We start from the raw sequence: 20,983 nt of genomic DNA, 5'->3' as shown, positions 1-20,983 counted from the left end.
CCGAGCCGCACGTCGGGAACCGTCATGACCGAGGCGCTTCTCCTCGGTGCGTCGCTGCTGCTGATGCTGGCCTGCGGCGTCTTCGTCGCCGCTGAGTTCTCCTTCGTCACCGTCGACCGGGCCTCGGTCGAGCGAGCCGCCGACAGTGGTGACCGCGGCGCCGGCGGCACGCTGAAGGCGCTCAGGACCCTGTCGACGCAGCTCAGCTCCGCCCAGCTCGGCATCACGATCACGAACCTCGCCATCGGCTACCTCGCCGAGCCGGCCATCGGACGGCTCATGCGCGGACCGCTGGAGGACGTCGGCGTGACGGGAGCCGCGCAGAGCGTCGCCTCCTACTCGCTGGCGATCATCATCAGCACCTTCGCCACGATGCTCATCGGCGAGCTCATCCCCAAGAACCTCGCGATCGCCATCCCGGCGCGCACGGCCGCCATCACCCAGCTGCCGCAGCGGGCCTTCACCCACGCCATGGCCTGGCCGATCCGTGGGCTCAACGGCGTCGCCAACCGCACCCTGGTGAGACTCGGCGTCGAGCCCCAGGAGGAGCTGCGGTCGGCCCGGTCCCCGATCGAGCTGCGCTCCCTCGTGCTGCGCTCGGCGCAGGAGGGTGCGATCGACGACCAGACCGCCGACCTCGTGGCTCGCAGCATCGCCTTCGGCGACCGCACGGCCGCCGACGTCCGCACCCCACGGGTACGGGTGCACTTCCTGGAGGCCCGCGACACCGCCCAGGACGTCATCGAGGCCACTCGTCAGACCGGCCACTCCCGCTTCCCGGTCATCGATCGCTCACCCGATGACGTCGTGGGCATCGTGCACATCAAGCAGGCGGTGGGCATCGACCGGGACCGTCGTCGCACCGTCCGGGTGGAGGAGATCGCCGGAACCGCCTCCACCGTCCCCGACACGCTGGAGCTCGACCCCCTGCTCATCGTCCTGCGGGAGCAGGGCATGCAGATGGCGGTCGTGGTCGATGAGTACGGCGGCACCGACGGCGTGGTGACCCTGGAGGACCTCGTGGAGGAGATCGTCGGGGACATCGCCGACGAGCACGACCGGCTCTCCGCCACCAGCAGGCACCGCCGCGACGGCACATGGGCGCTGTCCGGTCTGCTGCGCCCCGACGAGGTGCTGGAGCAGACCAGCATCCCGTTGCCGGAGAGTGAGGACTACGAGACCATCGCCGGTCTGCTGCAGTCCGAGCTGGGGCGTATCGGCGAGCGCGGCGACTCCGTCCGGCTCAGGATCCCCGGCGTCAGCGAGGACGAGGAGGGTCTGCCCCGCAGCATCGACGTCGACCTGACGATCGAGCGCATGGAGGGCCGCCGCATCGACCGCGTCAGCCTGACCGTGGTCGGGCCCCACGACGACGGGTCCTCAGACGACGAGACCAGTGCCCCGCCGGCCGCCGACGGCGCCGGGGGAGATGAGCAGCAGTGAACGACTGGTTCGGCATTGCCCTCACCCTCGTCCTGCTGGGCCTGAACGCGCTGTTCGTGGCGTCGGAGTTCGCGCTCATCTCGGCTCGACGCACCCAGATCGAGCCGCTCGCCGCCGCGGGCAAGCGCTCGGCCAAGCTTGCGCTCAGAGCCATGGAGAACGTCACCCTCGCGATGGCTGCCGCTCAGCTCGGCATCACCATCTGCTCGCTCGGCCTGGGCGCCATCAGCGAGCCTGCCCTGGCCCACCTGATGGAGCCCGCGTTCGAGCTGTTCAACGTGCCCGACGCGCTGGTCCACCCGATCTCGTTCGTCATCGCGATGAGCATCATCGTCTTCCTGCACGTGGTCTTCGGCGAGATGGTGCCCAAGAACCTCGCGCTCGTGACTCCCGACAAGGCGTCGCTGCTGCTCGGGCCGTTCATGCTCGCCGTCATCGCGATCCTCAAGCCCGTCGTCGTCAGCCTCAACGGCATCGCGAACGTCTCGGTCAAGCTCATGGGCGTCGAGCCGGTGGAGGAGGTGGCCTCCACCTACACGCACGACGAGGTGGCCGGCCTGGTGGAGGAGTCCCGTCGCGAGGGGCTGCTCGACGACCAGGAGTACGGGCTGCTCTCCGGTGCGCTGGAGTTCCAGGGCGGCAGCGTCGACGACGTCCTGCTGCCGTGTGAGGGACTGGTGACCATCGCGCCGACGACCACTCCGGTGGAGGTGGAACGTGCCTGCGCGGAGACTGGCTTCTCCCGGTTCCCCGTCACCGCAGGTCCGAGCGCCGACGGCACTCGGACCAACGGTTCCAGTGAGCTCGCCGGCTACCTGCACATCAAGGACGTGCTCGAGACCGACGACGTCACCCGCACCGAGCCGATCGCCGACAAGTGGTTGCGTCCGCTGTCCACCGTCGCCGCAGGCTCCGGCCTGTTCGAGGCGCTGCGCACGATGCAGGCCCGCGGCTCGCACATGGCGCGGGTCGCCGACCGGGAGGGCGCCGTGCTGGGCGTCGTCATGCTCGAGGACGTGCTGGAGGAGCTCGTCGGCGAGGTGCGTGACATCGAACGGACGGTCTGAGCTCGACGCCTGTCAGAGGGCGGTGCGAGGATCGCGGCATGGACGCCCGGATCTCCTTCATCACCCTGGCCACGGCCGATCTCGACGCGGCACGCCGGTTCTACGTCGACGGGCTCGGCTGGGAGCCCGAGCTCGACGTGCCGGGTGAGGTGCTGATGATCCGCGCCGGAGAGCGGCTCGTGCTCTCCCTGTGGGTCGAGGAGCAGTTCGAGCAGGAGGTCGGGCCGATCCGCCGTGGTGAGGGACTGGCGCCGATCACCCTGGCCCACAACGTCGCCACCGAGCAGGAGGTCGACGCCGTGCTGGCCGACGCCGAGGCCGCGGGGGCGCCTCAGGTGCAGCCGGGGCAGCAGCGCGACTGGGGCGGCTACACCGGCTACTTTGCCGACCCCGACGGATTCCGCTGGGAGATCGCCTTCAACCCCGGACCCATCGGACAGATCGTTCTCTGAGCCTGCCTCCTTTGCCCGTTGCGTCGGCGGCCCTTGGCATCTGTCCTGGCCCGGGGTGGGACATGATGTGCGGGTGCGTCGACTCCTCCAAGCCTCACTCGTCGCAGTGCTGGCACTCGTGCTCGCTGCCGGTGCGCTGGCCTTCATCAACGTCCGCGCGCCGTTCCCCGACGTCACGGGGGAGCGGACCGTCAATGGCCTGACCGCTGACGTCACCATCGCTCGCGACGCCCACGGCATTCCGCGCGTCGAGGCGGACGACGAGCTGGACCTGTTCTTCGGACAGGGCTATGTCCATGCCCAGGATCGCTTCTACGAGATGGACTTTCGGCGCCATGTCACGGCCGGACGGTTGTCCGAGCTGGTCGGCGAGGGTGCGCTGGAGACCGACCAGTTCGTGCGGACGCTCGGCTGGCGCCGGGTCGCGGAGCAGGAGTACGAGGCGCTCGACGCCCACACCCGACGTCTGCTCCAGGCCTACGCGCGCGGCGTGAACTCCTACATCGACGACCGCTCAGGTTCCGCCCTGTCGCTGGAGTACACGATTCTGTCGCTCACCGGACCGGACTACCGCCCCGACCCGTGGACGCCGGTCGACTCCATGGCGTGGATCAAGGCGATGTCCTGGGACCTGCGCAGCAACATGTCCGAGGAGATCGGGCGGGTGCTGGCCACCGAGAAGCTGACCACTCGGCAGGTCGACCAGCTCTACCCGGGCTATCCCGACGAGCACGCCACGATCGTCGACGGGGCGAGGGGCGACGACAGCGGCTCCGCGGACACCTCGAGCGACACCGGGCAGGACGATGCTGTCGACGCCGAGCGGGCCGGTGTCGCCATGGACCGGCTGGGGGCGGCCGGTCGGGCGGCCGAGACACTGCCGGCCTTGTTGGGCACCGGGGAGGGCATCGGCTCCAACTCGTGGGTGGTCGACGGCTCCCGGACCTCGACGGGTCGGCCGATCCTGGCCAACGACCCGCACCTCGCCCCCTCGATGCCCGGCATCTGGTACCAGGTGGGTCTGCGCTGCCGGACCGTCTCCGAGGACTGCCCCTACGACGTCTCGGGCTTCTCCTTCTCAGGACTGCCCGGTGTCGTCGTCGGCCACAACCGGCGAGTCGCCTGGGGCGTGACGACGATGTACGCCGACGTCGCCGACCTGTACCTGGAGAGAGTCACCGGCGACACCTATGAGTACGAGGGGGAGCAGGTCCCGCTCGAGACGCGGGAAGAGACCTTCGAGGTCGCCGGCGGCGACCCGGTGACCATCACGGTCCGCGAGACCCGGCACGGTCCGATCCTGTCCGACCTCGACGAGAACATCGCCGCCGTGGGCAGCGGCACGGTCCCCGATGTCGAGAAGGGCGACTACGAGGTGGCCCTGCAGTGGACTGCGTTGACTCCGCGGCCCACCATCAAGGCCGTCTTCGCCCTCGGAGCGGCGCAGGACTGGGAGGAGTTCCGGGCAGCGGCCGAGCTGTTCACGGTGCCGTCGCAGAACCTCGTCTACGCCGACGTCGACGGCAACATCGGCTACCAGGCACCGGGCGCGATCCCCGTCCGCAGTCGCGGCTCGGGCCGGTGGCCGGCGCCGGGATGGACGGGGACTCACGAGTGGACCGGGGAGGTTCCGTTCGAGGAGCTGCCGAGCGTCCTCAACCCCGACGAGGGCCTCATCGTCACCGCCAACAACCGGGTCGTGGGTGATGCGTACCCGTACACGCTCGGCCACGACACGGCTGCCGGGTACCGGTCCGAGCGGCTGCGGGACCTCCTGCTGGATCGTGAGGACCTGGGCGTCGACGACATGACGGCGATCCAGCTGGACACCCACCACGGCAACGCTGAGCGTCTCGTGCCGTACCTGCTCGACGTGGAGCTCGACGAGGCGTTCGTGCGGCAGGGTCAGGACCTGCTGCGGGACTGGGACTTCTCGCAGCCGCCGGACTCCTCGGCCGCAGCGTTCTTCAACGTCACGTGGAAGCACCTGCTGGAGATCACCTTCCACGACGACCTCCCGGCCGATGCCCGCCCCGACGGCGGGGAGCGCTGGTTCAACGTCGTCGACCGGATCATCGACGACCCGGACAGCCACTGGTGGGACGACCAGCGCACGCCGGGCGTCATCGAGGACCGCGAGGTCGTGCTGACCGAGGCGATGCGTCGGGCGCGCGACGAGCTGACCCGAACCCAGTCCCGCGACCCGCAGAAGTGGGAGTGGGGACGGTTGCACCGGCTGGACCTGGTGAACGCGACGCTCGGGACGTCGGGCGTCGGTGTCGTCGAGAGGCTGTTCAACCGGGGCCCCTACGAGCTCGGTGGAGGGACGGGAGCCGTCGACGCCACCAGCTGGGACGCCCGCGAGGGCTTCGACGTGACGGCGGTGCCGTCGATGCGGATGGTCGTGGACCTGGACACCCTGGACCGGTCCCGGTGGATCCAGCTCACCGGCAGCTCCGGGCACGCCTTCCACGAGCACTACGTCGACCAGAGTGAGCTGTGGGCCCGCGGGGAGACCTTGCCCTGGGCCTTCTCCAGCAGCGCGGTCGACCGGGCGACGGAGAAGACCCTGGTCCTGCGCTCCAACCACTGACGTCGTTCAGCCGCAGGCTCCTCGGTGGGAGTCGTGGGTTGCGCAAGCCGCTCGGTGATCGAGTGCGACGCGAGCTCTGCGAGCGGTGTATCGAGATCACGTTGAGTGAGTGTGCGTCGTTGAGGAACGTGGTCGATACGCCCTCGGCGACGCTCGTTGCGCCCCGAGCACGCCCCCACTTGCTGCGCTCGCGGGAGGTGCCCACGCAGAACTCCCTGCAGGGAGGTACCCAGCTGGCCGAGGGCTACTCGACCACCGAAGTCTGGCCGGGAGTGATCTGTCACCTCTTCCCGGTGGTCGGGGCGCGGCACAGTCACCGGGTCATGGGACGCGGAAGATCCCGGACTCGGTGGCCACGAGCGGGACGGGGACGTCGTGCGGCTCGCTGGGGACCACGGGAAGCAGCTCGCGTGAGTGCACCACGGCGATCACCGGAGCTCCGGCCTCGGCCAGCGCGCGGTCGTAATACCCCGCGCCACGGCCCAGCCGTCGCCCGGCATGGTCGACGGCGAGCGCCGGGGCGATGATGACGTCCACCGCGTGCAGGGCATCGACCCCAAGGCGTTCCCCAGCGGGTTCCTCGATGCCGAGGACACCGCGCTCCACGGGCTGGGCGGGGTCGTCGCGCACCCAGTCAAGGCTCTCACCCACGACCACGGGGACGAGGACCTCCACACCTCGCGCGTGCAGCTGCGTCAGCAGGGGGCTGGTGCCTGGCTCGATGGCCATCGACCGGTACGCCGCGACCCGTCGCGCTCGGGCGACGACCCGCTCGGCGAGCAGGTGCAGCGCGACCGCCTCCGCCACCTGCTCGCGCTCGGGCGCCGCCATGGCGCGCCGCGCCGCCAGCAGCTCGCGGCGCAACGCCTGCTTGGCCTCGACCGTGGCCGTCCCGCCCCGTCCTGTCATGTGACTTACCCTAGGCCCGATGAACGCACTGGAGCAGGCGCAGCACAAGATGCGCGAGGCCGGGGTGGCCCAAGGCGCGATCGACGTCTTCACCGACTTCCATGGCCAGCTCGAGGGCGGTGCCACCGGTCTCGTGCGTGAGGCCGACGTCGACCCGTTGGCCGGTATCGCCAGGGCGGACGACGTCACGGCCGACCCAGCCGCCCAGCGTGAGGCGGCGGCCGTCACGGCCATCATCAAGCTCAACGGCGGGCTCGGCACCTCGATGGGCATGGACAAGGCCAAGAGCCTGCTTCCGGTGCGCGACGGCTTGACCTTCCTCGACGTCATCGCTGGGCAGGTCAAGCACGTGCGCGAGCAGCTGGACGTCGACCTCCCGGTGCTGTTCATGCACAGCTTCCGCACCCAGGACGACTCGCTCGCCGCGCTCGCACCACACGCGCTGCAGGTCGAGGGGCTCCCCTTGGACTTCCTGCAGAACCGCGAGCCCAAGCTGCGCGCCGACGACCTCACGCCCGTCGAGTGGCCGGCCGACCCGACGCTGGAGTGGTGCCCGCCCGGCCACGGAGACCTCTACACCGCGCTGCTGGCCTCCGGCGTCCTCGACGCACTGATCGACGCCGGCTACCGGTACGCCTCGGTGTCCAACTCCGACAACCTCGGCGCCGCCCCCGATCCCGCGATGATGGCATGGTTCGCCGGCACGGGAGCACCGTACGCCGCAGAGGTGTGCCGGCGAACCCCGGCCGACGTCAAGGGCGGGCACCTCGTGGTGCGGCGCGACGACGGTCGTCTGGTGCTGCGGGAGACGGCGCAGACCGCCGACGAGGACGTCGAGGCGGCCACCGACCTGCACCGCCACCCCTACTTCCACACCAACAACCTGTGGTTCGACCTGCGCCAGGTGCGCGAGACGTTGCGTGAGCGTGACGGCGTGCTGGGGCTCCCGCTCATCCGCAACACCAAGAACGTCGACCCCGCCGACCCTTCCTCCCCCGAGGTCATCCAGATCGAGTCGGCCATGGGTGCGGCCGTGGAGGTCTTCGACGGGGCGACGGCCATCGAGGTCGACCGCTCGCGCTTCCTGCCGGTCAAGACCACCAACGACCTGCTCCTGCTGCGCTCCGACGTGTACGGCGTGGGCCCTGACTTCCGGGTCCGCGCGCAGGTTGACCCCCGCCCGTTGATCGACCTGGACCCCCGGTTCTTCAAGACCATCGACGGCTTCGACGCCCGCTTCCCGCACACGCCCTCGCTCGTCGACGCGACGTCGTTGAGTGTCGAGGGCGACTGGAGCTTCGGCCGTGACGTGGTGGTGAGCGGGCAGGTCCGCCTCGCCGACGACGGCACGGCGCAGCACGTCCCCGCCGGCACACGGTTAGGCTGAACCGCATGTCGTCCGACACGCCGGAGACCGAGGGGTCGGCCATGGCCGGGTCCTCCGGGCCCGAGACCCCCGCGGAGGGGGACGGCGACCAGAGCGCCGACACGTCTGCCGAGACGTCGCCTGCTGACACCTCGGACGGCAGGACAGCCGGCAACGCCGACGGGTCCGCCGTCGACGCGGACCCGGGTCCTGCCACGGGTTCCCAGGTGACGAGCGCCGGGTCACAGTCGGCGCCGCAGCCGGGCGGGCCCCGGCCCCGGCCGCGCCCCGAGAGCATTCCGGACGGCGTGCTGACCGTCGAGGACCACCTGGAGACCATCCTGCGTGGCGTCGGCCCTCTCGCGCCCTACGACCAGCCCGTCGTCGAGGCCACCGGTCTGCCGTTGCACGAGGACTTCGTCGCACCCGCGGACCTGCCGCGCTTCGACAACTCCGCCATGGACGGGTATGCGCTGCGGGCCCAGGACATCGCCGAGGCCAGCGAGGCCGACCCGGTCTCCCTGCCCGTGGTCGGTGAGGTGAACGCCGGCTCCGGCAAGCCGTTCGCGATCTCCGCGGGCACGGCGGTCAAGATCATGACCGGTGCGGCGATGCCTCGCGGGGCGGACACCGTCGTGCCGTTCGAGCAGACCGATCGGGGCAACGCCCGGGTCTCGGTGCGGGCCGCGCTCAGCTCCGGTGCGCACGTGCGGCGTCGCGGCGAGGACGTCACCGCAGGCGATGCCGTGATTCCCGCCGGTACGGTCATCGGGCCACGCGAGGTGGCGCTGCTGGCCTCGCTCGGCTCGGCTCGCGTCAAGGCCCGTCCGCGTCCCCGTGTCGTGGTGGTCTCCACGGGTGCGGAGCTGCGTGACCCCGGCGACCACCTCGACCACGACTCCATCAATGACGGCAACAGCTACATGATCGCCGCGGCCGTGCGGGCCGCCGGCGCGATCGCCTACCGGGTGGGCGTCGTGGGCGACGACCCCCGCCAGTTCCGGCGAGTCCTGGGCGAGCAGCTCGTGCGAGCCGACCTGGTGGTCACCAGCGGCGGCATCAGCGAGGGTGAGAAGGACGTCGTCAAGCAGACGCTGTCCGCGCTCGGGACGGTCTCCTTCCCCAAGGTCGCCATGCAGCCGGGCCGTCCCCAGGGCTTCGGCCGGGTGATGGACGAGCAGACGCCGATCATCACGCTGCCGGGCAACCCCGTCTCGGCGTACGTGTCGTTCGAGGTCTTCGTGCTGCCGGCGATCCGACGCCTCATGGGCCTGGTGCCTTACCGGCGTCCCATGGTGCACGCGGTGCTGGCGGCGGACCTGGCCTCGCCGTCGGGCAAGCGCCAGTACGTGCGTGGCTACTTCGAGGTGACGCACAAGGGCGCCAAGGTCACGCCGGTGGGCGGGCCCGGCTCACACCTGCTGGGCTCACTGGTGGAGTCCAACGCGCTCATCATCGTCGGCGAGGACGAGACCGCCCTGAACCTGGGCGACACCGTGCGCACGCTCGTGCTCGACCGGCCGTTCTGAGATGACCAGCGACGATCCCGGCGGGGGTGCCGGGCCGGGGGCGGCAGACCAGCACGGCGGGGGTGCCGGGCCGGGGGCGGCAGACCAGCACGGCGGGGGTGCCGGGCCGGGGGCGGCGGACCGGCACAGCCTCACTCATGTCGATGAGTCCGGTGCCGCGCGCATGGTCGACGTCGGGGGCAAGCAGGTCACTGATCGTTCGGCGACGGCACGGGGCCGGGTGGAGGTCTCTGCCGACGTGGTGTCCTTGCTGCGTGGCGACGGTGTGCCCAAGGGTGATGCCCTGGGGGTGGCGCGGGTGGCCGGGATCATGGCTGCCAAGCGGACGCCGGATCTCGTGCCGCTGTGCCATCCGTTGGCGATCAGCGGTGTGAGCGTGGACCTCGAGGTCGCTGACGACGCCGTGGTGATCACCGCCCAGGTGCGCACCACCGATCGCACGGGAGTGGAGATGGAGGCTCTGACGGCGGTCAGTGTGGCCGCGTTGACGGTCATCGACATGGTCAAGGCGGTCGACAAGCGCGCCCGGATCGCCGACGTCGAGGTGGTGGCCAAGTCCGGTGGTCGCAGCGGGGACTGGAGCATCGGGTGAACGAGGGCGCCGCGGAGGGGGAGATCGCGCAGGAAGGGCCCGAGGGCCGTGGCGCGGTGGTCGTCGCCTCCAACCGTGCGGCACGTGGCGTCTACGACGACACCACTGGACCGTTGCTCGTGGACGCCCTGCGATCTTGGGGCCTGCGGACCGGTGATCCGGTCGTCGTGCCGGACGGTGGGCCCGTGGGGGAGGCGATCGCCGCGGCCGTCGTGGACGGTGTTGACGTCGTGCTCACCACGGGCGGCACGGGCATCAGCCCCACCGATCGCACGCCCGACGTGACCAGGGGGCTGCTGGAGCGCGAGCTGCCCGGTGTGGCCGAGGCGCTGCGGGCGGCAGGGGTGGCCAAGGGGGTGCCTACGGCCGCGTTGTCCCGTGGGCTGGCAGGTGTCGCCGGCCGCACACTGGTGGTCAACCTCCCGGGCTCGCGCGGCGGGGTCAAGGACGGCATCGAGGTGCTGGCCGGCATCGTCCCGCACGCCGTCGAGCAGCTGCGCGGCCTCGATCACTCTGCTGATCCGCCGCCCCCGGCCCGGCACCCCCGCCGGGGAGGTGCGAGCTGACCCGCGGCTGGCCGGCGACGTTGCGCCACGGCGACGTCGTGGTCCGGCCCCTGCGACGCTCCGATGCCGGACAGTGGCAGCGGCTGCGGCAGGAGGATGCGGGCTGGCTGGCCCCGTGGGAGGCCACACTGCCGCCCGGAGCGGGGTTCCCGTCCACGTCGTACTCGACGATGATCCGCACGATGAGGCGTCGGGCGCGTCAGGGAACGGCGTTGCCGTTCGTCATCGACGAGGGCGGACGGATGATCGGGCAGGTCACCGTCAACGGCATCACGGGTGGCTCGGCCCAGTGGGCGAGCATCGGCTACTGGATCGCCTCCAGTCATGCCGGGCGGGGGATCACTCCCGTGGCCGTGGCACTCGTCGGCGATCACCTGCTCGACGTCGTCGGGCTGCACCGTATCGAGATCTCGGTGCGTCCGGAGAATGTCTCCAGCCTGCGGATCGTCGCCAAGCTGGGCCTGCAGGAGGTCGGGTTGGCCCGGGGGTACCTGCACATCGCCGGACAGTGGCGCGACCACCGCATCTTCCAGGAGCTCGCGGACACTCCGCCCGGCCGGTTGCTGGATCGCTTGACAGCAACCTCCTGAGTCACACCAGTCACACAATCATCAGCGACACACGGCCCTGCCTGCGCGCTTGGAGCGACCCGGCCGCCTACCGTTTCTCCCATGGGCGGAGCCAATGGACTGATCGTGGCGTTCGTCGTCGCGGTCTGGGCGGCGTACTTCGTGCCGCTCGTCCTGCGCCGCTACGACGACGCCTCCACCTCCTCCTCGCTGGAGTCGCTCAGCCCGCTCAGCCGCGTCATCGCGAGCAAGCAGCATGACGATGCCCCTGCTCCCGGGGGCGGTGCAGCACCGGAGAAGCGCACTGCGCCCGAGGAGAACGCCGACCCCGAGGTGGACGACGTGACCCAGGATCCCGCGGCCGCCCCCCGTGTGCAGGCCGCCGCATCCGCTTCCGGGCCGGAGGCCGTGCAGGCGCTCGACCGCGACGCCTTGTCCCGCATCGAGAAGCCTGCGCGCTCTCCATCCTCTCGGCGTGCCGCCGCCCTGGCCGCCAAGCGACGTCGGCGCACCCTGCTCACCCTGCTCACCGCTCTGCTGGTGGTCGGTGGGCTCGCCGTCTTCTCGGTCGTCGACCCCGTGTGGGTGGCGGCCCCTGCCGCACTGGTCGCGGCCTGGCTGGTGGCCTGCCGCGTGCAGGTGCGCGGTGAGCGGGGGATCACCCGCTCGCGCAGGCCCCGTCAGCGGCCGGCCTGGCTCCGCGTGCCCCGGATCCCCCGTCCCCGGCTTCGGTACGGCTCACGCCAGCGAGCCGGTGCCACCCCACGAAGCACGGCCGCGCACGAGGAGGACACGGTCATCGTCCAGCTGGACGACATCGAGCCCGAGCGCCCGCACGTCATGGAGACGGCCGCCCTCGCCGAGGACGCCCTCGACGACCAGGTGGTCATCGCCGTGCCGTCGCTGGCCACCTCCGGCGAGGCGGTCTGGGACCCGCTGCCCGTCACGCTCCCGACCTACGTCACCAAGCCTCGCGCCGGCCGCACCGTCCGCACGATCGACTTCGACGCACCGGGCGCCTGGACGTCCGGCCACATCGAGGGCGAGGACGTCGAGCTCCCCGGCCGCGGGGACGACGCTCAGGGCGAGCCGCGCCGCGCCTCCGGCGAGTGACCACCCGCAGGCCGTCTCGGCCACGGTGGTAATCTCAACCTCAGTCTTGGGGCATTGGCGCAGTTGGTAGCGCGCTTCGTTCGCATCGAAGAGGTCAGGAGTTCGAATCTCCTATGCTCCACCCAGGTCAGTGACTGCTACGCAGGTTCTTCCGCAGCGGGCAGCGTCAGGGCGGATGACACAGGTCGCGCACCACCTCCGTGTGCGAGGCCGTCGACGCCCCGAGTTTCTGAGATGACGGACCGTCGCGCGGATGGTCCGAGCCGATCCGGTCGAGCCTCAGGCCCAGAGGGTCTCGCCGAACTGGAACCAGATGGCCGCGAGAATCACGACGTACCAGAGCAGCACGATGAGCAGCGTCCAGTGGGACAGCAGGCGAGTCACGGCGGCGTCGGGGGCCACAGTGTGCCCGAGTGCCCGGGCGACGATGACGAACAGCGGAATCATGACGGCCCACACGACCATGCAGTAGGGGCAGAGCTTCCCGATCTCGTACAGGCTCTGGTACTGCAGCCAGGTCACGAAGCCGATGCCGAAGACCGAGCCGGCGAACAGGCCGATCCACACGAAGCGGGGCAGGGTGATGCGTGCCGCCACGAGGACGCCGAGCGTGATGACCACGGCGAACCCGGCGATACCGATGAGCGGGTTGGGGATCCCGAAGACCGCCGCCTGGTCAGTGTTGAAGACGCCTGAGCAGCTGACGAAGGCGCTCACGTCGCAGGACGCAGTGAACTCGTCGCCGTCTGCCTCGGCCTGCAGGGCCTTGACCTTGTCGTTGGTGAGCAGAACCGAGGCGACGAAGCCGATCGCGGCGAGAGCCGTGACGAGGACGCCTTCCCTCGCCGAGGGCGCGTAGGGCTGCTGCTCGACCGTGTCGTTCACGCGGGCCACTGTATCCGTGCGCTCCACGGGGCAACGCTCGACTCGAGCTCAGGTGCGCCTGACGGTGTAGTGGCGGTCGTGCCGGTGTTGGATGCTCGCGGGTGATGTGGCGGTTCGCGGTGGGGCTGGGCGGGGGAGACCGGTCTGGGTGTCAGGGATTGTCGTCGGGTGTCGGCGATCATGGTGTTCTCATCGGTCCTCGACCTCGACGGCTGTCCCGTCACTGCCGGGACGAGCGGGTGCGGCGCACCAGGCGCCAGGACCCATAGGCGACGGCGGCGACCCCGAGCCAGGGCACCAGCAGGCCGGCGACCCGGACGACGTGCGTCGACGTCGTCACCAGGGCGTCCCAGCCGGACCGTAGACCCTCCAGGAAGCCGTCGCGGCCGTCCTCGGGTTCCTCCACCGTGCCGTCGGTCTGTGTCAGGTTCACGGTGAGCGTGGAGAGCGAGACCTGGTCGGCGAGCGCCTCCTTCTGTCCCTGCAGCGACTCCAGCTCGCCCTGTCGCTCCTGGATGGCTCGCTCAGTGGCCAGCAGGTCCGCGCTGTCGTCGGCCTCGGCGAGGATTCCCTCCAGGCGCTTGACCGACACCTCGAGCGACTCGATACGGGCCTCGAGGTCTCGACGCTGCGCGGCCACGTCCTCGCGGTCGACGTCCACCCGGGTGACGTCGCCGACCTCGTCCAGCTCGGCGAGCGCTGCGTCGACCTCGCCCAGCGGCACCCTGATGGTCAGGTGGGCCGAGGACCGTCCGCCGTCCTCGCGCTCGGCGCGCGAGTCCACCCGGCCCTGGCGCGAGGAGACCCACGTGGCCAGCTGGGCGGCCGCCTCGCGGGGCTGGTCCACGGTGGCATCGATCGTGCCGGTGACGACGACGTCCTGCTCGGCCCGCGGCTGCGTGGTGAGGTCGGGGCCGTCGGAGCCAGATTCCTCGGACCCTGCGCCCTCGGACTCAGCAGCGTCGGAGGAGCCGCTGAGTCCGCTGGAGTCGCGCTCGGCGGCCCCGGGGTCAGGTGCGGTCTCGACGGTGGAGCTGTCCCCGCTGCTGCTCGGGCCGATCGGCCCGCCCGGCAGTCCGGCCACGAGGGCAGTCAACCCCAGGCCGCCGATGACCACGACGAAGCAGGCTGCAGCGCCGGCACCCAGGACTCGCCGAGCTCGCCGGCCCCGGCGGGTGACATCGGCGTCGACTCCGGTCAGGACGTGCTCGCGCATGCGCGTGATGCGCTCGTCGGTGAGTGTCATGACATCTCCCTCATGGATCGCAGGTCCGCGCGCAGCCGGGTGCGCAGGCGGTGGACACGGTTGCGGACGCTGGCGTGACTGACGCCGAGCGAGGAGGCGGCTTGGGCGTAGGTGTGGTCGCCGTCCAGGCACAGCGCATACAGCTGCTGGTCGGTGACCGACAGCGTCGACACCGCCTTCTCGATCTCCTGGCGCACGAGCGCGTCAGAGACCTCGTCCTCCACCGACTGTCTGGCGACGGTCTGGTCGTCGAGCTCCACGGTGCGGTGGTCAGGGCGGCGTGAACGGCGGTGGGCGTTCATCGCCGTCTGTCGCGCGGTGACCAGGAGCCAGGGCAGTACCGAGTCGTCCACGACGCGGATGGTGCGCACCCGGCGCCAGGCGACCAGGAACGTCTCCTGGGTGACCTCCTCGGCGAGGTCACCGTCGCGCAGGACTCGATAGGCCTGCCAGTACACCGGCCGCACGTGACGGTCGTAGAGCTCGGAGAAGGCGCCGCGGTCCCCGGCAGCGGCCCGTTCGTGGAGCACCGCGTCGGGCTCGGCCCCCTCGCGGGTGCTGTCAGCAGCGTGCTCCCCAGAGCCGGACACGATCTCGTGCGCAGTGCCGTCCACAGGCTGCCTCCTGGTCGGTGGTCAGGTCCTTTCACGGGTGTCCATGTCGCTGACCGCAGAAGCGTCTCACGTCCGGGTGTTTCGTTCCCGCGACGATGATCGAGGCGACGGTGCTCGTGGCTTCGGCCCTTCCCTGGCCCGTCGGAACCAGAAAGTTGCGAGTTCAACGATTGGGAGGGTGAGGAGTTACTGGTCCTTTCGGGTCATTTGTGCACCAACCTGATGTAACTGTGTGTGACAGTCCTGGCGCGCGGCCTACCTTCTGTGGCGGGAGCTCCGCCCGTCGGGCGGGGGCAAGACACACAGGGAGAACCATCATGGACAAGCTGCTCTTCGCCTACTCGTACGTCACCGGTGCGATCACCGCGCCCCGGCGTGATGAGAAGGGCGCCACCGCCGTCGAGTACGGGCTGCTCGTCGTCCTCATCGCCGCTGTCATCGTCGGCATCGTCGCGACGCTCGGCACACGGATCGGGACAGGCTTCCAGACCGTCGTCAACGCGCTGCCGTGATCGGCACCCCGTCCTGACGGACGGGGCGACGACGGACGGCGCCCCGGCTCGGGCCGGAGGCACCGCCTGATCGTCGCCCGCCGGCGGAGGGAGCCGGCGGGCGACGCCTGAGGAAGTCCGCCCCCGGTGGGACCACGGTCCCGCCGGGGGCGTCCCATCACCGCTTCGCGACACAGGGAGAAGTCTCGTGAACTCCAGAGTCCTGGCGATCATCGGCGCCGTCGTGCTGGCCCTGCTGGGCGCTCTGGCGCTGTTCGTCTACGTGCAGGGTGCGCAGGACCGCGCCTTCGAGGGCACCGAGCGGGTCCCGGTGCTCCAGGTGACCGCCGAGGTGGCCGCCAAGACCCCGGCCTCGGAGCTCAGCGGCTCCGTGGAGAGCGTCGAGCTGCCGCGGGCTGCCGTGGTCGACGGTGCCGTCACCGACCTGTCGGAGGTCGACGGTCTGGTCACCCGCGGAGTGCTCGTGCCCGGCGACCAGCTGACCACCGCCAAGTTCGCCCAGGCCGACGAGGTCGAGGGCGACGCCGCACTTCCCGAGGGCATGCAGGAGCTCGCGGTGCCGCTGTCCGGTGCCCGCATCGTCGGCGGTGCGCTCGCGCCGGGTGACGAGGTGGGCGTCTTCACCAGCTACCCCGACAGCAAGGTCACCTCCAACCCGATCAACAACCTGCTCGTCCTGGGCGTCAACACCGGGTTGGTCGCTGCGGAGGAGGGCGCAGACGGTACCCAGGTGACGTTCGCGGTGGAGACGCTGGACGCCGAGCGGATCGTCCACGCCATGGAGTTCGGCACCGTCTGGCTCACCAAGCAGAACGACGAGACCGACACGTCCGGCGGACGCACCATCACCAGCAAGGACGTGGCGCCATGATCGAGCGACAGCTGGGGTCACCTCCCTGCCCGGAGCGCAACGGAGAGCGTGGGGGCGTGGATCGACGGCACATCATGCGGGCACGGTCCTACCGTGGGCCGTCTGAGGGCGTGTCCGCATGAGACTCGTGCTGGTCGTCGGTGGCGACGAGGAGCTTGCCCGCCGTCTCCAGGGGTTCATCGGGCACCAGACCATCTCGATGGGTGCCGAGGCGGTGCAGGACGACCCGTCGGCCTTCCTGCGCGGACTCGATCCGGCGGTCTTCCCCGACGCCATGATCATCACCTCCGCCGTGCCGCTGGAGACCGCGATGGCCCTCGGTCGCGAGGTCAGCACGTTGCGGCCCGACGTCGACATCGTCCTCGTGGCGGCCACCGAGAAGGAGATCATGCTGGAGGCCATGCGGGCCGGGTTCCGCGACGTCGCCGCCGGCGTGGACGACCCGGCACTGCTGGCCGGGCTGCGGGACCGCCTGGCCCAGCGCGACGCGTCGGCCCGTCAGGCGCCGGCCGAGCGTGGTCCGGGGCAGCAGGCGTCCGGTGCCTCGGTGGACTTCACCTCGCGGGGGCTTGTGGTGCTCTCACCCAAGGGCGGTGTGGGCAAGACCAGCATCGCCACGAACCTCTCGGTGGCGCTCGCACGTCAGTCGCCCATGGAGGTCGTGCTCGTCGACCTCGACCTGCAGTTCGGCGACGTCGCCACCGTGCTCGATCTCGCCCCGGCCCACACGCTGGACGAGGCCTTCGAGTCCGGCAGCCAGGACAACCTGCTGCTCAAGACCTACCTGACGGTCCACCCTGCCGGGTTCTTCGTGCTCTGCGGGGCGGACTCGCCAGCGGCCAACGAGCGGGTCACGTCAGCGCAGGTGGCCTCGCTCGTGCGCCAGCTCAAGCAGCAGTTCCGCTACGTGGTGGTGGACACCGCCGGCGGACTGGACGAGGCGACGCTCGGGGCCCTGGAGGAGGCCGACGACGTGGTGATGGTCTCCACCATGGACATCGCCTGCCTGCGGGGCGTCCGCAAGGCCCTGGAGCTGGTCGGCGAGCTGGGTCTCCTGCCGGCGTCGCGGCACGTCGTGCTCAACTTCGCCGACAAGCACTCCGGACTACGGGTCAAGGACGTCGAGTCGATGCTCGGCGTGCCGGTGGACTTCGTCCTGCCGCGCGCCAAGGAGGTGCCGGTGGGCGCCAACAAGGGCGTGCCCATCATGGTGAGCAACAAGTCCGGCCAGTTCGTCAAGACCGTCCGGGCGCTCGCCCAGAGGGTCGACGACCGGGCCCGGGCCGCCGATGGCAAGCAGGGGCACAAGCGGCTCGAGGTGGCGTGATGGGCTCGCTCGGCGACCGTCTGGCCAGTGCCCGTGAGGCCAGTGCGCTCGGCTCCTTGCCGCAGACCGAGGAGCTGGACGCCGTCGATCCCGACGGCGCGTTGGGTGATGCCTACGCACAGATGAAGGCGCGGGCCACGGAGGCGCTGTTCGCCCGCGTCGGCTCGCGCATCAACGATCCGGGCCTCACCGAGGACCAGCTGCACGGGTTCGTGCGCGAGGAGCTCGCGGAGGTCATCGACGGCGACCAGCAGATGTTGCTGTCGGCGGAGGAGCGTCGCCGTCTGCTGCGTGACCTCGAGGCCGACGCGCTGGGCCTGGGGCCGATCGAGCGGATGCTCGAGGACGACGACGTCACCGAGATCATGGTCAACCGCTACGACCAGGTCTACGTCGAGCGTCGTGGACGGCTCTCGGTGTCCCCGGCCCGCTTCACCTCCGAGGAGCACCTGCGTCGCGTCATCGACAGGATCGTCAACCGCATCGGCCGCCGCGTCGACGAGTCTTCCCCGCTCGTCGACGCTCGCCTGGCCGACGGCTCGCGCGTCAACGCCGTGATCCCGCCGCTGGCCGTCGACGGCTCCTCGCTGACCATCCGCAAGTTCAGCAAGCGGCCCTTCACGGTGACCGACCTGATCGGGTTCGGCACGATGACCGACCAGATGGCCAACCTGCTCGACGCCTGCGTCCAGGCCCGGCTCAACATCCTGGTCAGCGGCGGCACCGGCACCGGCAAGACGACGATGCTCAACGTGCTGAGCCGCTTCATCCCCACCCACGAGCGCATCGTCACCATCGAGGACGCCGTCGAGCTCAACCTGCAGCAGCCGCATGTCGTGCGCATGGAGTCCCGGCCGCCCAACATCGAGGGCAGCGGCGAGGTCACCATCCGCGACCTCGTGCGCAACTCGCTTCGCATGCGCCCGGACCGCATCGTCGTCGGTGAGTGCCGCGGAGGTGAGGCCCTGGACATGCTGCAGGCCATGAACACCGGCCACGACGGCTCGATCAGCACGCTGCACGCCAACTCGCCGCGGGACTGCATGTCCAGGCTGGAGACCCTCGTGCTCATGGCCGGCATGGACCTGCCGTTGCGGGCCATCCGGGAGCAGGCCGCGAGCGCCGTGGACGTCATCGTGCAGATCGCCCGGCTGCGCGACGGGACCCGGCGCATCGTCAACGTCACCGAGGTGATGGGCCTGGAGGGCGACACCGTCGTCCTGCAGGACATCTTCACCTTCGACTACTCCGCCGGCGTGGACGAGCACGGCCGGTTCCGGGGCTGTGCCGTGCCCACCGGCATCCGGCCGCGCTTCAGCGAGCGCTTCGCCGACCACGGCATCACGTTCAACCTCGACAACCTGGTGCGCCAGGGCATGAGCCGGTGAACGCCATGCTGCTCCTCGGCGCGATACTCATCCTCGGGGCTGCGGGACTGCTGTACGTGGCGATCGCCGGTGTGCCGGCCGGCCGCGTCTCCCGCCAGCGGGTGGACCAGTACGCGGGGATCACGTCCAGGCCGGCACTCGGGCGGGCCGTGGACTCGGCCATGCACAGCGTCGACCGGCTCCTGAGCCGCGGCCGCTGGCGTCCCTTCGGCGCCGATGAGCTGGAGCTTGCCGGGGTCAAGCGCTCGGCCGCCTTCGTGGTCGTGGTCGTCAACGCCGCGGCTCTTGCGACTTTCCTGCTCATGCTGCTGCTGGGCCAGCACTGGCTGTTCGGCCTGTTCCTCGCGGCTCTGGCGCCCGTGGTCGCCAAGGTCGTGGTGCAGGTCCTGCTCGCCCGGCGACGCAAGAGGTTCGCGGGTCAGCTCGCTGCGCTGCTGGGGATGATGGCCGCCTCACTGCGGGCTGGGCACAGCCTGCCCAAGGCCATGGACGCCGCCTCTCGTGACGCCGACACCCCGATGTCGGAAGAGCTGAGCCGCGTCGTCAACGAGTACCGCATCGGACGCGACCTGGTGGAGGCGATGGGGCACGTCGCCGTGCGGATGCGCTCGATGGACTTCGGCTGGATCGCCCAGGCGATCGAGACGCAGCGCGAGACCGGGGGCAACCTCAACGAGATCCTCGACCAGGTGGCCGAGACCATCCGCGAACGCCAGCACATCCGGATGCAGGTGATGGCTCTGTCGGCCGAGGGTCGGCTGTCCGCCTACATCCTGATGTTCCTGCCGGTGGGCATCGGCGTCTACTACTCCTTCGTGGCTGCCGACCGGATGTCGGTCTTCATCGACTCGGGGATCGGCAAGGTCATCCTGCTCGGCAGCGCGGTGCTCTACGTCCTCGGCGGCTTCTGGATGCGATCCATCGTGCGGATCGAGTTCTGACATGGCGCTCGTCGGTCTGTTGCTGCTTGCCGCGGCCTTCCTGCTGGTGCTCGTCGCTGTCGGGGTGGTGAACATCGGCGGCTCTTCGGTGCGCAAGCGGGTCCGGGCGTACGCCGACGTGGGTGAGGCCGAGTCGGTGCGCGGTGTGGTGCGCGTCGACCAGACGCGGGCGGACCTGTGGGAGCGGTTCACTCCTCGCGCCATGCTCAAGCGACTCGAGCGCAACATGGTGCTGGCCGGCCATCCCGAGGGCTGGACGCGCGAGCGCATCGTGCTGGCCAAGCCGCTCGGTGCTGTCCTGGGGGTGCTCTTCGCCAGCGTGGTCATCAGTCGCACCGATCACCTGTTCATCACCCTGTTCGGCTTCGCGGTGATCGCGCTCGGCTACTTCGCGCCGGACCTGATCATCTACAACCACGCCATCAAGCGTCAGAGCGAGATCCAGCAGGCGCTGCCGGACCTGCTCGACCAGATCGTCATCTCGCTCGAGGCCGGCGTGGGGTTCGAGGCGGCGCTGGCCCGTGCCGCCGAGGCGGGCGCGGGGCCGCTCGCCGAGGAGTTCGTGCGGCTCATGCAGGACATGAGCCTGGGCATGGGTCGCAAGGAGGCCTACACGGCGCTGGCCGAACGGACGTCGGTCGATGAGCTGCGGGGCTTCTGCCGGGCCATCCTGCAGGCGGAGGAGTTCGGGGTCTCGATCGCCTCCGTGGTGCGTGGCCAGGCCAAGGAGATGAGGCTGGGGCGTCGGCTGCGGGCCGAGGCCAGGGCGCAGCAGGTGCCGGTGAAGATCCTGATCCCGCTGATGACGTGCATCTTCCCGGTCCTGTTCGCCATCGTGCTGGGCCCGGCCGTGGTCTACGCCTACGCCATCAACTGAAAGGCGCATCCCCACCCTGCTCACGTCTGCTTGACACTAGTCGGAGTCTTGTCAAATCACTTGACATTCACTACCTTGGTGTCAAGCGATGTCGGAACCCCGCACCGACCAGCAGGAGGAAGC

At 70.3% G+C, this 20,983-nt stretch carries 20 protein-coding genes and 1 tRNA gene; 17 read left to right on the top strand and 4 right to left on the bottom strand.

The genetic code is table 11. The features are described from left to right. Positions 1-24 precede the first annotated feature (24 nt). From ACEVFP_RS15950 to ACEVFP_RS15935, 4 genes are all read left to right on the top strand, one after another. The gene (locus ACEVFP_RS15950) at positions 25-1,443 is read left to right on the top strand and encodes a hemolysin family protein (RefSeq protein ID WP_375000427.1); all 1,419 of its coding nucleotides are present in this window, start codon (positions 25-27) and stop codon (positions 1,441-1,443) included. Next, positions 1,440-2,510 carry a hemolysin family protein gene (locus ACEVFP_RS15945; protein ID WP_375000426.1) on the top strand — a complete coding sequence of 357 codons (1,071 nt, stop codon included), beginning with the start codon at positions 1,440-1,442 and terminating at the stop codon, positions 2,508-2,510. The genes ACEVFP_RS15950 and ACEVFP_RS15945 overlap by 4 nt, the downstream gene beginning before the upstream one ends. A 38-nt stretch (positions 2,511-2,548) precedes the next feature. Beyond that, the gene (locus ACEVFP_RS15940; RefSeq protein ID WP_375000425.1) at positions 2,549-2,962 is read left to right on the top strand and encodes a VOC family protein; all 414 of its coding nucleotides are present in this window, start codon (positions 2,549-2,551) and stop codon (positions 2,960-2,962) included. A gap of 73 nt (positions 2,963-3,035) precedes the next feature. Further along, positions 3,036-5,555: a penicillin acylase family protein gene (locus ACEVFP_RS15935; RefSeq protein WP_375000424.1), complete on the top strand. Its 2,520-nt coding sequence runs from the start codon at positions 3,036-3,038 to the stop codon at positions 5,553-5,555. 321 nt (positions 5,556-5,876) lie between these two features. Here the strand turns inward: ACEVFP_RS15935 and ACEVFP_RS15930 are convergent, their stop codons facing one another. After that, positions 5,877-6,464 carry a 5-formyltetrahydrofolate cyclo-ligase gene (locus ACEVFP_RS15930; RefSeq protein ID WP_375000423.1) on the bottom strand — a complete coding sequence of 196 codons (588 nt, stop codon included), beginning with the start codon at positions 6,462-6,464 and terminating at the stop codon, positions 5,877-5,879. Between the two features lie 19 nt (positions 6,465-6,483). Between ACEVFP_RS15930 and ACEVFP_RS15925 the strand changes: the two genes are divergently transcribed. The 7 genes from ACEVFP_RS15925 (at position 6,484) to ACEVFP_RS15895 (ending at position 12,320) form a co-directional block, all read left to right on the top strand. Beyond that, positions 6,484-7,851 (top strand): UTP--glucose-1-phosphate uridylyltransferase, encoded by a 1,368-nt coding sequence (locus tag ACEVFP_RS15925; RefSeq protein ID WP_375000422.1) that lies wholly within the window; start codon positions 6,484-6,486, stop codon positions 7,849-7,851. 5 nt (positions 7,852-7,856) lie between these two features. After that, positions 7,857-9,359 carry a gephyrin-like molybdotransferase Glp gene (gene glp / locus ACEVFP_RS15920; protein ID WP_375000421.1) on the top strand — a complete coding sequence of 501 codons (1,503 nt, stop codon included), beginning with the start codon at positions 7,857-7,859 and terminating at the stop codon, positions 9,357-9,359. Position 9,360: 1 nt separating this feature from the next. After that, a complete protein-coding gene (gene moaC, locus ACEVFP_RS15915; RefSeq protein ID WP_375000420.1) occupies positions 9,361-9,951 on the top strand; it encodes a cyclic pyranopterin monophosphate synthase MoaC in 591 nt (196 codons plus the stop codon). Continuing rightward, entirely contained in the window at positions 9,948-10,517 is a 570-nt protein-coding gene (locus ACEVFP_RS15910) for a molybdenum cofactor biosynthesis protein B (protein WP_375000419.1), read from the top strand. The genes moaC and ACEVFP_RS15910 overlap by 4 nt, the downstream gene beginning before the upstream one ends. A 38-nt stretch (positions 10,518-10,555) precedes the next feature. Next, positions 10,556-11,107 carry a GNAT family N-acetyltransferase gene (locus ACEVFP_RS15905; protein ID WP_375000418.1) on the top strand — a complete coding sequence of 184 codons (552 nt, stop codon included), beginning with the start codon at positions 10,556-10,558 and terminating at the stop codon, positions 11,105-11,107. A gap of 81 nt (positions 11,108-11,188) precedes the next feature. Next, positions 11,189-12,199, top strand: a complete 1,011-nt coding sequence (locus ACEVFP_RS15900; protein WP_375000417.1) for a hypothetical protein — start codon at positions 11,189-11,191, stop codon at positions 12,197-12,199. A gap of 48 nt (positions 12,200-12,247) precedes the next feature. Further along, positions 12,248-12,320 (top strand) — tRNA-Ala (locus ACEVFP_RS15895). Between the two features lie 158 nt (positions 12,321-12,478). Here ACEVFP_RS15895 and ACEVFP_RS15890 read toward each other — a convergent pair. The 3 genes from ACEVFP_RS15890 to ACEVFP_RS15880 all read right to left on the bottom strand — a co-directional run bounded on the left by ACEVFP_RS15890 (position 12,479) and on the right by ACEVFP_RS15880 (position 14,944). After that, positions 12,479-13,084 (bottom strand): vitamin K epoxide reductase family protein, encoded by a 606-nt coding sequence (locus ACEVFP_RS15890; RefSeq protein WP_375000416.1) that lies wholly within the window; start codon positions 13,082-13,084, stop codon positions 12,479-12,481. A 220-nt stretch (positions 13,085-13,304) separates the two neighbouring features. After that, positions 13,305-14,330 carry a DUF4349 domain-containing protein gene (locus ACEVFP_RS15885; protein ID WP_375000415.1) on the bottom strand — a complete coding sequence of 342 codons (1,026 nt, stop codon included), beginning with the start codon at positions 14,328-14,330 and terminating at the stop codon, positions 13,305-13,307. Continuing rightward, positions 14,327-14,944, bottom strand: a complete 618-nt coding sequence (locus ACEVFP_RS15880; RefSeq protein ID WP_375000414.1) for an RNA polymerase sigma factor — start codon at positions 14,942-14,944, stop codon at positions 14,327-14,329. The genes ACEVFP_RS15885 and ACEVFP_RS15880 overlap by 4 nt, the downstream gene beginning before the upstream one ends. Positions 14,945-15,261: 317 nt before the next feature. Here ACEVFP_RS15880 and ACEVFP_RS15875 point away from each other — a divergent pair, with 317 nt between their 5' ends. The 6 genes from ACEVFP_RS15875 (at position 15,262) to ACEVFP_RS15850 (ending at position 20,860) form a co-directional block, all read left to right on the top strand. Continuing rightward, the gene (locus ACEVFP_RS15875) at positions 15,262-15,456 is read left to right on the top strand and encodes a Flp family type IVb pilin (RefSeq protein WP_375000413.1); all 195 of its coding nucleotides are present in this window, start codon (positions 15,262-15,264) and stop codon (positions 15,454-15,456) included. Positions 15,457-15,643: 187 nt separating this feature from the next. Beyond that, the gene (locus tag ACEVFP_RS15870) at positions 15,644-16,327 is read left to right on the top strand and encodes a Flp pilus assembly protein CpaB (RefSeq protein ID WP_375000412.1); all 684 of its coding nucleotides are present in this window, start codon (positions 15,644-15,646) and stop codon (positions 16,325-16,327) included. A gap of 118 nt (positions 16,328-16,445) precedes the next feature. Further along, positions 16,446-17,654: a CpaE family protein gene (locus ACEVFP_RS15865; protein ID WP_375000411.1), complete on the top strand. Its 1,209-nt coding sequence runs from the start codon at positions 16,446-16,448 to the stop codon at positions 17,652-17,654. Further along, entirely contained in the window at positions 17,654-19,042 is a 1,389-nt protein-coding gene (locus tag ACEVFP_RS15860) for a CpaF family protein (RefSeq protein ID WP_375000410.1), read from the top strand. The genes ACEVFP_RS15865 and ACEVFP_RS15860 overlap by 1 nt, the downstream gene beginning before the upstream one ends. Before the next feature lie 5 nt (positions 19,043-19,047). Then, positions 19,048-19,983 (top strand): type II secretion system F family protein, encoded by a 936-nt coding sequence (locus ACEVFP_RS15855; RefSeq protein ID WP_375003855.1) that lies wholly within the window; start codon positions 19,048-19,050, stop codon positions 19,981-19,983. 1 nt (position 19,984) lies between these two features. Continuing rightward, positions 19,985-20,860 (top strand): type II secretion system F family protein, encoded by an 876-nt coding sequence (locus tag ACEVFP_RS15850; RefSeq protein ID WP_375000409.1) that lies wholly within the window; start codon positions 19,985-19,987, stop codon positions 20,858-20,860. Positions 20,861-20,983: the final 123 nt, after the last annotated feature.

Origin of the sequence: Aeromicrobium sp. CTD01-1L150, assembly GCF_041951745.1 — a bacterium.
Taxonomy (GTDB): Bacteria; Actinomycetota; Actinomycetes; order Propionibacteriales; family Nocardioidaceae; genus Aeromicrobium.
This window is presented reverse-complemented; position numbering and strand designations above follow the sequence as displayed.